This window comes from Clostridium tetanomorphum (assembly GCF_017873215.1).
GTDB classification, from domain to species: Bacteria; Bacillota; Clostridia; order Clostridiales; family Clostridiaceae; genus Clostridium_AO; species Clostridium_AO tetanomorphum.
Genome location: NZ_JAGGKA010000026.1, coordinates 1 through 12,587, shown reverse-complemented (window position 1 = coordinate 12,587; position 12,587 = coordinate 1). Strand labels below are relative to the sequence as shown.

Below are 12,587 nucleotides of genomic sequence, written 5' to 3'. Positions count from 1 at the left end.
ATAGCTACCTATTCAGATACTGTAACATTGCTATTAACCTTTTTTATATTACTTTACTCATTCTCAAGTGTAGATGCTCAGAAATTTAAACAGGTAGCAAGTGCTTTTCAAAGTGTTTTGCAGGGAAGTTCAGGAGAGACAATTTATGATTTCAATATGAAAAATGGAGAAGTACCTCTTGTAGGCGAAACAGTAAAGATGGGATCTGCTACTGGTGGAAAAGAAAATGAACTTTATGATAAAGTAAAAGATTACGTCCAAAAGAATAAATTAAATGGTTCTGTAACAATGAAAAAGGACGCTAAAGGAATAGCCATAGAACTGAAGGATAGTGTATTATTTGAAGTAGGAAAAGCTGAGATAAAGACTAATAGTATTCCTATATTAGAAAAATTAAATAAACTTATACTTAGTTTTCCTAATGAAATAGTAGTTGAGGGACATACAGATAATGTACCTATCAAAAATTATAAATATGATTCTAACTGGGAACTATCTACAGCTAGGGCTGTTAATGTGTTAAGATATTTTGTAGAAACCAAAAGGCAAAATCCTGCTAGATTTACAGCAGCAGGGTATGGTGAATTCAAACCATTATATCCTAATGATACAGCAGAGAATAAGTCAAAGAATAGAAGGGTTAATATACTAATAGTTTCTATGGAAAGGGTGACTGGTAAATAATGAGCGAAAACAATGTAGAAAATAAAAAAGGTGGTAAGTTAAAGTTAATTATCATCATATTGTTAATAGTAGTCATAATAGGTGGAGGAGCCTTTGCTGCATATATGCTACTCTTCAATAATAAGAAAAATCAAATTCCAGCTAATTCAGCCACATCAATTAATAATCAACAAATGAATAATGCAAATTTAAATAATAATGGATTCAGGCCAGCTGTATCTGATCTTACCTTTGATATGGGTGAGTTTTTAGTTAATTTATCTGATGAAGAAGAAAAAAGATTTTTAAAAACTAAAGTTGTTTTAGGTTATGAAAATAAAAAATTAACTGCAGAATTAGAAAAGAAAAAGCCAATTTTAATAGATGCTATAAATACTGTATTAAGATCAAAAAAATCTAAAGACTTTACACAAAAGGGTACAGACAATGTAAAACTAGAAATATTAAATAAGATAAATCAAATGTTTGAAAATGGAAGATGCGATAATGTTTATTTTACAGAACTACTTGTACAATAATTTTAGTAACTTTTAATTTGAGGAAGATGAAAAATGGGAACAAATTTACAATTTTTTATAACTTTAGTGAAGATAATAGCCTTTTTACCCTTTATAATATTTCTTATATATATTTCTCTTAAATATGGAGGAGAAAAACTTCAAGATATACAGAAAGGTAAATATATGAGAATATTAGATAGGCTTCCTCTATCAAAGGAAAATTCTCTTCTTATTGTGAAGATTGGGGAAAAAGTATATGTAATATCTTCTGCTAGTGGAAAGGTAGAAATTATTTCAGAATTAAAAAATGAAGAAATCTATAAAATAGAAGTTTCAAAGAATATACCTCAATATGATAATTTAAGAGATTTTTATAAAAAAATGAAAAACAAAAAGGAAGAATAGATATGAAAAAAAATAAGAAGGCAATAGTAATTTTCACAGCAATTTCTGTAGCTTTAATATGTGGAGTGCTATTAGTAGGAAGTAAAGTTAATGCTGCTCCAGCTAATATGCCTATACCAAGAGTGAATATATCTTTGGATAATGCAGGAACTCCTAAAAATTACGTAGATAATATAAAAATTCTAATAGTACTTACTATACTTACATTATTACCTTCTTTTATAGTGATGATGACAAGTTTTGTAAGAATTACTGTGGTTTTTGGGTTTTTACGAAATGCTATGGGAACTCAACAATCACCACCTAACCAAGTGCTTATAGGGCTAGCGTTATTTTTAACTGTATTTATAATGACTCCAGTTTATAATAAGTTGAATACAAATGCTATACAACCTTTTTTACAAAATAAGATAGATCAGAATATGGCCATTGAAGAAGGGGCAAAACCTTTAAGAGAGTTCATGCTAAAACAAACTAGACAAAAGGATTTAAAGTTATTTATGGAAGTGGCAAAAGCAGGAGAAAATATAACCAAAGATAATGTACCATTATATATAGTAGTACCTTCCTTTATAATAAGTGAATTAAAGACAGCTTTTCAGATAGGATTTTTATTGTATATACCTTTTTTAATAATTGATTTAGTTGTAGCTAGTGTTTTGATGTCTATGGGGATGTTTATGTTACCACCAGTAATGGTATCACTACCTTTTAAATTATTATTATTTGTTATGGTAGACGGATGGCATTTGTTGGTGAAATCTTTGATAATGAGTTTTAAATGAGGTGGTTAAATGAGCGAAAATATGGTAATAGGTGTAGTTAAGGATGCAATAACCACAGGGCTTTTGGTAGCATCGCCTATACTTATAATATCTATTTTAATAGGATTATTAATAAGTATATTTCAGGCAACTACACAAATACAGGAGCAAACTTTAACCTTTGTGCCTAAGCTAGTTGCAGTAGCTTTAGTTGGACTTTTAGCTGGAAGTTGGATGCTACATGAATTGGTAAACTTTACAGAAAGAATATTTGCTTTAATTGCCAATATTGTAAAGTGATTATTATATATTTATTATTAAATAAAAAGTAGGTGTTTTCCTTGATAAATGTAGCATTTTTTACAGCACTTATATTAGTTTTTTTAAGACTTATAGCTTTTTATACTGTTACACCAGTGTTTTTTCCAAAAGGAACACCAGTTTTATTAAAAGTTGGATTTACACTAATTCTAGCTTATATAATAATACCTGGCATTGGATATAATTCCGTGGTGAATATAAACAATATTGCTCCTTTTATACAAGCTTGTGTAAGTGAAGTAACTACAGGTCTAACTTTAGGGTTCATTACAGAATTGTGTTTTATGTCAGCAAAATTTGCAGGAAATTTAATGGATCTTCAAGTAGGATTTTCAATGATGAGCATGTTTGATCCAAATTCAAATAGTAATGCTACTTTACTTGAAAGATTGCTTTATTGGGTTAGTCTTATATTGTTTTTTATTGTAGATGGTCATCACATGCTTATATTACAATTAATAAATAGTTTTAAAGTAGTTAATATAGGAAGGTTTATACTTGGACAGGATACTGCTGGAATGGTAGTAACAGCATTTATAGAGTTTTTTAGTATTGGATTGAAAATTGCAATACCTATTGTATTGATAATTATAATAACAGATTTAACTTTGGGACTTGTAGCTAGAACAGTACCTCAATTAAATGTTATGATTTTAGGATTACCTATAAAAATACTTGTAGGACTTTCTAGTTTTTTATTTGCATTACCTATATTTATTAATATTATAGCGCATGCTTTTTCAGAATTACCAGAAGCATTTAAGGGAATTTATAAAACAATACCATTTATAATTATTTTTGCTTCTGAAGATAAAACAGAAGAGGCAACACCACATAAATTAAGTGAAGCAAAGAAAAAAGGACAAGTTGCTAAAAGTAAAGAAGTAAATTTAGCATTAACCTTGTTGGCATCAACTTTAATGTTATCTTCATTTGGTTCATATGCAGTAAATATTTTAAAAGATACTATGGAAGCTTTTTTAAATAGTTTTTTAAATATGGAATTAACTTATGAAAATGTGTTTAACTTGGCGCTTATAGTTATATGGCGATTGGCTATGGTAATATTACCAATGGTATTTCCAATAATGATAATGGGAGTATTCGCTAATTTTATACAAACAGGAATTATATTTACAAAAGAACCTTTGAAGCCAGATTTAAAAAAGCTAAATCCAATAAATGGATTTAAGAAGATGTTTTCAGCAAGAACTGTAGTGGAATTAATAAAAGATATTTCTTTAGTATCTATTGTAGGATATGTTGGATTTAAATTCTTAAAGGACAATTATTCTGCTATAATTAATTTAAACAATCTAAGATTTCATATTTTATTAGAGGCTTTTGGAAAGTTTGCTTTTAGTATTTTCTTTAAAATAACTTTAATAATGGTAGTCATAGCTTTAGCAGATTTTATATTTCAAAAAAGACAATTTAAAAAAGATATGAAAATGACAAAGCAAGAAATTAAGGAAGAATTTAAGCAAATGGAAGGAGATCCTCAAATAAAAGGGAAAATAAAACAAAAACAAAGAGAAATGGCTATGAAAAGAATGATGCAAAGTGTACCGGATGCTACAGTTGTTATAACAAATCCAACTCATTTTGCAGTAGCTTTAAGATATAAAGATGGTATTGATTCGGCTCCAAGATTGGTAGCAAAGGGAGCAGATTATGTAGCAATTAAAATAAAGGAAAAGGCTAAAGATAGTGATGTACCTATAGTAGAAAATAAACCTTTAGCAAGACTTATATATAATGAGGTAGAATTAGATTCAGAAATACCAGTAGAAATGTATCAAGCGGTAGCAGAGATTTTAGCAGTAGTAATGAAATTAAAATAGTTCATAATTTCTAGTTGAGAGGTGTTTCTTTTGGAAGATGTGAGAAAAAAAGTTAGTTTTAAAAATAATATTGATGTAGTTGTAGCCTTTGGAGTTATAGCAATAGTAATGATGATAATCATTCCTCTTTCACCAGGAGTTTTAGATATATTGCTAGCTCTTAATATAACCATATCTGTTGTAGTTATATTATTAACTATGTTTACCACAAATGTACTACAGTTTTCGTCCTTTCCTACGCTTTTACTTGTAACTACACTTTTTAGATTAGGTCTTAATATTTCATCTACAAGACTTATACTAGGAGAAGGAGATGCAGGAAAAGTTATTGAAGCCTTTGGCTCTTTTGTAGTTAGAGGAAATTATGTAGTAGGAATCATAATATTTTTAATTATAGTAATAATCCAGTTTATAGTTATAACCAGCGGTGCTACAAGAGTTGCTGAGGTTTCAGCAAGATTTACTTTAGATGCTATGCCTGGTAAACAAATGAGTATAGATGCAGATTTAAATTCTGGATTAATTGATGAAGCAGGAGCAAAAGAGAGAAGAAAAAGTTTACAACATGAAGCAGACTTTTATGGAGCTATGGATGGTGCTTCTAAGTTTGTAAAGGGAGATGCAGTAGCAGGTCTTATTATAACCGCTATAAATATTTTAGCAGGAATTATAATAGGAGCTTTAATGCGTAATATGGAAATAAGTGAAGCGGCTCAAGTATATACAAGACTTACTATAGGGGATGGATTAGTGAGTCAGATTCCGGCTCTTTTAATATCTACAGCATCAGGTATATTAGTTACTCGTTCTGGATCAGAAGACAATTTTGGTGATGTTATAGGAAAACAGTTAACAGGGTTTCCTAAAGTAATAGCTATGGCATCAATAGTTTTATTCTTCTTGTTTTTAGTACCAGGATTGCCTAAGCCACCTTTTTTCATATTATCAGTTGCTACAGGAGCAGGAGCATATTTTTTATATAAAGATGAAAAAGAAAGAGTTATAGAGCAAATTGAACAAGAACAAATGGAGATAACTGAAATAGAAAGTAAAGAGCCAGAAAATGTAATGAGTTTAATAAATGTAGAACCTATGGAGGTAGAGATAGGTTATGGATTAATTCCATTAGCAGATGAAGGTTCTGGAGGAGACTTATTACAGAGAATAACTTCAGTTAGAAGACAATGTGCTATTGAAATGGGCATAGTAGTTCAACCTATAAGAATAAGAGATAACTTACAATTAAAGACTAATGAATATGTTATCAAAATAAGGGGTACGGTAATAGCTAAAGGAGAACTTATGCCAAACATGTTATTGTGTATGGATCCTACTAATGGAGAATACAATATTGAAGGTATTAAAACTATGGAACCTGCATTTGGTTTACCAGCTATATGGATAAATAAAGATCAAAGAGAAGATGTAGAAATTAAAGGACTTACAGTAGTAGATCCAACAACTGTGATGGTAACTCATTTAACAGAAACTATAAAAAATCATTCTTATGAATTACTTGGAAGACAAGAAGTTAAGCTTATTGTGGACTCTGTAAAAGAAAAATATAGTGCTGTTGTTGAAGAGCTTATACCAGACTTAATGACAGTAGGAGAAGTTCAAAAAGTATTACAAAATCTTTTAAGAGAAAGAGTATCTATAAAAGATATGGTAACCATAATGGAATCTCTTGCAGATAACTCAAGAAATACAAAGGATATAGAGTTGCTTACAGAATATGTTAGATTTTCATTGGGAAGAAGTATTTGTAATAATTTAATAGATGAAAATGGAGCTATAACTGTTGTTACATTAGACCAACAAATAGAAGAAGCTATAGCAGATAATATTCAAAAGTCTATGCAGGGATCATTCCCAGCTATTGACCCAGATACTACAGGTAAAATATTAAGTTCTATTAGAGATACAATAGAAAATACTTTCTTTTATGAAAGTCAACCTGTTATATTAGTTTCCCCTAAGATTAGACCAGCATTTAGAAAACTTACAGAAATGGTTTTCCCTAATCTATATGTATTGTCTATAAATGAAATTCCTAATGATATAGAAATTAGAACCGAAGGAGTTGTGACAATATAAAATGATAATTAAAAAGTACATAGTAAATAACATGAATGAAGCTATGACAAGAATTAGATATGAGCTAGGTAAAGATGCAATAATTATTAGCCAAAGGAAGGTTAGAAAACCTGGATTCTTAGGGTTTTTCCAACAAAAAGTTATGGAAGTTACAGCGGCAGTAGATAACTCTAAAAAGGAAAAAGAAAATGCTGAAGGAAATGGATTAGAACTTATTAAAAAACTTATAGAAAAAAAAGAAGAAAAGAAATGTAATGAGCAATCAGAACAAATTCATAGAGTGAATGATGATAAAAAATTAATAAATACAGAGGTAAGCAAACTAAATAATTTAAATAATAAAGCGGATAAAAGTAAGGAAGATCTTGTAAGAGAAATACAAGAAATGAAGAAAATGATGAATGATATGATGAGTCATTCACTGTCTTTAACAAAAGAAAAAAGTAAACTACAAATTTTATTGGATAATAGTGATATAAATGAAAAAACATCTAAAGGAATATTAATGAGAGTTAAAAATATAAATAACTCTCTTGATGATATTGAGAAGGCGAAAATAGTAATAAAAGAAATGATTCCTATATCTAGAGCAAAGCTTGATGATATAGTAGTGCTAGTTGGCCCAACGGGAGTAGGAAAAACAACTACCATAGCAAAACTTGCTGGAAATTTAGCATTAATTCAAAAGAAAAAAGTTGGACTTATAACCATTGATACTTATAGAATAGGTGCAGTAGAACAATTAAGAACCTATGCTGATATTATGAACATACCTTTTAAAGTTGTTCTTTCCATAAAAGAAATGGAAGAAGCTATAAATAGTATGCAAGAATGTGATACAATATTAGTGGATACTACTGGAAGAAGCTCAAAAAATGCTATGCAAATATCAGAACTTAGAGCTTTTATACAAAGAATTAATAGTCAAAACATTCATTTGGTAGTAAGTTGTACTACAAAAAATAAAGATATTGATACTATAATAGAAGGTTATAAACCATTAGGATATAATAATAACAAAGTTGGATGAAACTACTACCTATGGAGCTATTTTAAATATACTTCAAAGTGCTCATAGGCCCATAAGCTTTGTAACTACAGGACAAAACGTGCCTGATGATTTGAGAAGAATTACTGGAGAAGAAATTGCTAATCTAATACTAGGAGAGGATAGTATATGCTAGATCAGGCGGCAGGATTAAGAAAATTAGCAAAAGAAGTAGATGAAAAAAATAAAATACATAAAGAAGTAAAAAGAAAACCTAAAATTATAACAGTTACTTCTGGAAAAGGTGGAGTGGGAAAAAGTAATTTTGTAGTTAATCTAGCTATTGCACTTCAAATGAAAGGTAAAAAAGTATTAATATTTGATGCGGATGTTGGTATGGGCAACGATGATGTGCTTATGGGTTTTCTTCCTAGATATAATATAAATGATATTATATTTAATAATATGAAGATAGAGGATGTAATAATAGATGGACCTTATGGAGTAAAATTACTTCCTGCTGGTTCTGCACTTACTAGAGTAGAAGAAATATCTGATGAGAAGAGAATTAGATTTATAAAACAAATTGAACAATTAGAAGATTTAGATTTTGTAATTATGGATACAGGAGCAGGTATTACTAGAACGGTTTTAGGGTTTATTTATTGTTCAGAAGAATTATTCATTATAACTACACCAGAACCTACATCTTTAACAGATGCATACAGTCTTTTAAAGGCAGTAGATCATTATAAAATTAAGTCCTTTGCAAAAGTAATTATAAATAGGACTTTAAATATAAAAGAAGGAATAGAAACCTATAATAAATTCAATAATACCGTAAGTAAATTTTTAAATGTAAAAATAGAATATTTAGGAAATCTATCTGATGATAAAAAACTTGTAGAAGCAGTTAGAAAGCAACAACCTTTTATAATTGCTTATCCTAATTCTACTGTATCTAGAGAAATGATGAATATAGCAAATAAAATAATAGGATTAAAGGAGGAAGTAGGAATAGGGTTACAAGGACTATTTAATAAAATATTTAGTATTTTTTAAGTATAGGAGTTGATTTCCATGGCAGATAATGTAAGCTTTTTAGTTAATCATAGAATAGAGATATTAATGGATGATGGCATATATTTGAGTAATATTCAAGATATAGACGAAGGACAGGTAGGAATAAGTATACCTGTTAAAGATGGTGTGTATCTTCCATTAAGAAGAGGAGATAGGGTAGAGGGCTTATATTACAATAGTAAAGGAATATTTAAATTTAATACAGTGGTGACGGGAAGAAAAATTGATAGAATTATGATGATTCTTCTTGCTCATCCAAAAAAATTTACAAAAGTTCAAAGGAGAAATTTTGTAAGGGTTCCACTAGTTACAAATGTATATTGTGCAATAATAGACAAACAGATTAATTTAAACAATATTGGGGATAATCAAGTAGATTTCTTTGATGCTTTTTCACTAGATATTAGTGCTGGAGGAATGAAGCTTTCAACGGATAAGGAAGTGAATAAGGGTGATATTTTAATGGCAACTATGCCTATAAAAGATGAGGTTATTACCATTAAAGGGAAAGTAATCAGAGTGGAAAATATTCAAAATAAGAATATTTGTGGAATATGTTTTTTAGATGTAGATGATAAAACAGTAGAAAAAATTATGAAGGCATTATTTCAGATAATGAGAGAACAGAGGAAAAATGCACCGAGGGAGGATTAAATTATGGCCATAGTTATGGATTATGATGTTAGGGAACAAATTGTTAAAAAGTATATACCTCTTGTTAAATATATAGCTTCTAGAGTTATAATGGGGAAAACTAAATATATAGAATATGAAGATTTAGTCAGCTATGGTATGCTTGGTCTTATGGATGCTATTAACAAGTTTGATGAAGAAAAAGGTATGAAATTTTCAACCTATGCTTCTATAAGGATTAAGGGATCTATGATAGATGAATTAAGGAAAATAAGTCCTATTTCTAAAGGTGCAATGGATAAACTCAATAGATATAATGATGCTGTTGAAAGACTACAAAAGAAGAATTTTAGAGAACCGGATATAAAAGAAATTGCTGGAGAATTAAAAATATCTTTAGCAGAAGTATCTCAAATAGAAAATTATATTAATTATATTTCTGTAGTTTCTTTAGAGGATTTAATATTTTCAGAAGAAGACGATATTCCGTTAATAGGAACAGTGGTAGATGAAAAAAGTCCAAGCCCTGAAAAGTCTTTAGAAGAAAAAGAATTATTAGAGTATTTATCTAAAGCTTTGGATAATCTGAAGGAAAAGGATAAAACTGTTCTCTCTCTATATTATTATGAAAGATTAACTCTAAAAGAAATAGGTAAAGTACTTAATGTTTCTGAATCTAGAGTTTGTCAATTACATAGCCGAGCTTTAATTCATCTTCGTCAAGAATTAAAAAGATTAAAATATGAAATAGAGAATCAATAAATTTTTAAAATTTAATATATATAATTTTTTAAAAATTATGTATATTAGATAAAAAATTTTAGGCTTTAATAAGGAGTTAATATTATGCCAGTACTTTTAATAGCTTTTGGGTTATTTTTAATAATATTGAATGTTATATCCATAAAGAAAGAAAAAAGTTCTTTTGGACATGCTTTAAATAATACAGAAAAAAACATGACAGATTTTCAGCTAGAAATAGGTAAATTGAGAAAAGAAATGGCTGAAACAGTATTAGATTTACAAAAAGAAATAGAGAATGTTAAAGAATCTTTAAAGAATATCGAAACTAAGATTGTGGAAGAAAAAAACGAAAAAGAAGATAAATTAAAAAAGATAGTTGAAGATGATGAATTTGAAGAAGAAGATAATGATACTTTACCAAATGATGAAAATGCTCATCTAAGGAATAATAATGTAAAAGTTGAACAAATAAAGAACATGATAGATGAGGGAATGAATATAGAAGAAATATCAGAGAAATTAAATATTGGTAAGGGGGAAGTGCTATTAATAAAGGAATTATATCTAAAATAAAAAGTTTTATTTTTTCCATAAGTGATAAAAAAATTTTGTTGGGAATGGGTATAGGTATAGTTATTTCTACTCTTATAATGATTGGAACAAAGATAAATTATCAAATGAGCAATTATGAAGTAGAAAAGAGGGCACGATCTATGGGAATGAAGTATCCTGAAGAAATTAAGGTTATAATAGATAAGGGAGTGAGCAAATGATAAGAAGTCTTTATACAGCAGTATCTGGTATGATTACTCAAGAGGCAAAACAGGATGTAATAACAAGTAATTTAGCTAATGTAAATACTGTGGGATTTAAAGTTGATAATATGGCTGCTAAAGAGTTTGATCAAGTTTTATTATATAATTATGATAAAATAGTAGGAGGAAAAAACGTAAGACAGGATATAGGTACCATAAGTTTAGGAAGTAAAATAGATGATGTAGTTACTAACTTTACTCAAGGAATGATACAAAAAACTGATAAGCCTTTTGATTTTGCAATAGAAGGAGGAGGCTTTTTTGTGGTTCAGAGGAATGATGGAGTGGCTACAAATAACTATTATACTAGAGATGGTCATTTTCATTTAAATAGTAAAGGTTTTTTAGTAAATGATAGTGGAGATAATGTAATGGGAAGGAATGTGCAGAGTGGAGCCTTAGAGCCTATAAAGTTAACAGGAGATGAAGCCACAGCAGATTCTAATGGTAATATATCTATAAATAATAGACCAACTTACAAGTTACAATTAGTTGATTTTAGAGGAAATAATGCTGCAAATGATTATAAAAGTTTAAAAAAAGTTGGTGATAATTTATATTCAGGAAACAATGCACGGGAATATAATGATATAACTGTAAGACAATATAATTTAGAAAAATCAAATGTAAATGTAGCTAGAGAAATTATGGATATGATGACTGTAATGAGAACTTTTGAAACCACTAGTAAAGTTATACAAACTATTGATGAAACATTAGGTAAAGCTGTTAATGAGGTAGGAAGCGTAAGATAGTAAATGATAAAGAAGGGGATGACCAAAAATGCTCAGAATTTTGTGGAATGGAAGAAGCGCTATGATGGCACAACAGGATAAGTTAGATTGTATATCTCAAAATATGGCTAATGTAAATACAGAGGGATATAAGAAAGTTGAAGTAAGTTTTAAGGATTTAATGACTGAAACACTTGATAGAAGGGGATATCCTGTAAATAAAGGAGATAATAAAAATCTAATAACAGGTACGGGAGTTAGAACTGGAGCATGGATGAGAAATAATGATAAAGGAAGTTTAATTAATACTGGTGTAAGTACTGATTTAGCTATAGATGGAAAAGGGTATTTTAGGGTTCGAAATTCAAAGGGAGAAACTAGATACATAAGATCAGGAAGTTTTAACATAGACAATAATGGAGATTTAGTTGATAAGAATGGGAATAGACTTGTAATACAATATAAAGAAGATATTGAGGAAATACCTAAATTTACAAAAGATAATCTTATAATTAAAGATGATGGTACTATTTTTATAAAAGAAAGTTCTCCTAGTGGTTCTATTAGTAAAGAAGTAGGAAAGATTAACGTATATAGTGCTATAGGTGATGATTCTTTCTTATCTGTTGGCGATAATTTATATATGCCTGAAAATGGAGTTAATCCTACTATTATTAATTCTGGTATAGTACAAGGATATGTTGAAGGATCTAATGTAGATGCATCAAAAGAAATGACAGATATGATAATGGCACAAAGAGCCTTTGAATTTGGATCAAAGGCTGTAAAGGCTGCAGATGAAATGTGGAGTATAGTAAATAATATGAGAGGTAAATGATAAAGGTAGAGAAACGTTAATTTTAAAATTAATGTTTCTCTATTTTTGTCTATAAATAAAACCACCTGCTATGCAGGTGTGTTCAGAAAAGCTTAAGCGTTGAAAAAAAACACCTCACTTTGATAGAATAGATATGG

At 29.0% G+C, this 12,587-nt stretch carries 14 protein-coding genes and 1 pseudogene; all 15 read left to right on the top strand.

The genetic code is table 11. From position 1 onward, the window contains the following. The 15 genes and pseudogenes from J2Z24_RS18755 (at position 1) to J2Z24_RS18685 (ending at position 12,450) form a co-directional block, all read left to right on the top strand. Positions 1–684 carry an OmpA family protein gene (locus J2Z24_RS18755; protein ID WP_173702753.1) on the top strand — a complete coding sequence of 228 codons (684 nt, stop codon included), beginning with the start codon at positions 1–3 and terminating at the stop codon, positions 682–684. Continuing rightward, on the top strand, positions 684–1,202 hold the full coding sequence (locus J2Z24_RS18750; RefSeq protein ID WP_035152067.1) for a flagellar basal body-associated FliL family protein: 519 nt from the start codon (positions 684–686) through the stop codon (positions 1,200–1,202). Before J2Z24_RS18755 ends, J2Z24_RS18750 begins: the two co-directional genes overlap by 1 nt. A gap of 33 nt (positions 1,203–1,235) precedes the next feature. Then, positions 1,236–1,589, top strand: coding sequence for a flagellar biosynthetic protein FliO (gene fliO, locus J2Z24_RS18745; protein WP_035152068.1), 354 nt, complete (start codon positions 1,236–1,238; stop codon positions 1,587–1,589). Positions 1,590–1,591: 2 nt separating this feature from the next. After that, positions 1,592–2,374, top strand: coding sequence for a flagellar type III secretion system pore protein FliP (gene fliP / locus J2Z24_RS18740; protein WP_035152071.1), 783 nt, complete (start codon positions 1,592–1,594; stop codon positions 2,372–2,374). Between the two features lie 9 nt (positions 2,375–2,383). Next, positions 2,384–2,653, top strand: coding sequence for a flagellar biosynthesis protein FliQ (fliQ, locus tag J2Z24_RS18735; protein WP_035152074.1), 270 nt, complete (start codon positions 2,384–2,386; stop codon positions 2,651–2,653). A 41-nt stretch (positions 2,654–2,694) separates the two neighbouring features. After that, positions 2,695–4,518 (top strand): fused FliR family export protein/FlhB family type III secretion system protein, encoded by a 1,824-nt coding sequence (locus tag J2Z24_RS18730; protein ID WP_035152076.1) that lies wholly within the window; start codon positions 2,695–2,697, stop codon positions 4,516–4,518. A gap of 30 nt (positions 4,519–4,548) precedes the next feature. After that, the gene (flhA, locus tag J2Z24_RS18725; RefSeq protein ID WP_035152079.1) at positions 4,549–6,615 is read left to right on the top strand and encodes a flagellar biosynthesis protein FlhA; all 2,067 of its coding nucleotides are present in this window, start codon (positions 4,549–4,551) and stop codon (positions 6,613–6,615) included. A gap of 1 nt (position 6,616) precedes the next feature. Further along, a pseudogene (flhF, locus tag J2Z24_RS18720) lies at positions 6,617–7,799 on the top strand (flagellar biosynthesis GTPase FlhF). Further along, positions 7,793–8,665 carry a MinD/ParA family protein gene (locus tag J2Z24_RS18715; protein ID WP_035152084.1) on the top strand — a complete coding sequence of 291 codons (873 nt, stop codon included), beginning with the start codon at positions 7,793–7,795 and terminating at the stop codon, positions 8,663–8,665. The pseudogene flhF and the gene J2Z24_RS18715 overlap by 7 nt, the downstream one beginning before the upstream one ends. Positions 8,666–8,683: 18 nt before the next feature. Then, positions 8,684–9,340, top strand: coding sequence for a flagellar brake protein (locus J2Z24_RS18710; RefSeq protein ID WP_035152087.1), 657 nt, complete (start codon positions 8,684–8,686; stop codon positions 9,338–9,340). A gap of 3 nt (positions 9,341–9,343) precedes the next feature. Further along, on the top strand, positions 9,344–10,081 hold the full coding sequence (locus tag J2Z24_RS18705) for a FliA/WhiG family RNA polymerase sigma factor (protein WP_035152091.1): 738 nt from the start codon (positions 9,344–9,346) through the stop codon (positions 10,079–10,081). 84 nt (positions 10,082–10,165) lie between these two features. Then, positions 10,166–10,636, top strand: coding sequence for a DUF6115 domain-containing protein (locus J2Z24_RS18700; RefSeq protein ID WP_035152094.1), 471 nt, complete (start codon positions 10,166–10,168; stop codon positions 10,634–10,636). A gap of 35 nt (positions 10,637–10,671) precedes the next feature. Beyond that, positions 10,672–10,836 (top strand): hypothetical protein, encoded by a 165-nt coding sequence (locus tag J2Z24_RS18695; protein ID WP_156950276.1) that lies wholly within the window; start codon positions 10,672–10,674, stop codon positions 10,834–10,836. Next, positions 10,833–11,633 (top strand): flagellar hook-basal body complex protein, encoded by an 801-nt coding sequence (locus J2Z24_RS18690; protein ID WP_035152098.1) that lies wholly within the window; start codon positions 10,833–10,835, stop codon positions 11,631–11,633. Before J2Z24_RS18695 ends, J2Z24_RS18690 begins: the two co-directional genes overlap by 4 nt. A gap of 28 nt (positions 11,634–11,661) precedes the next feature. Further along, complete coding sequence (locus J2Z24_RS18685) at positions 11,662–12,450, top strand: flagellar hook-basal body complex protein (protein ID WP_111947816.1); 789 nt, start codon at positions 11,662–11,664, stop codon at positions 12,448–12,450. Positions 12,451–12,587: the final 137 nt, after the last annotated feature.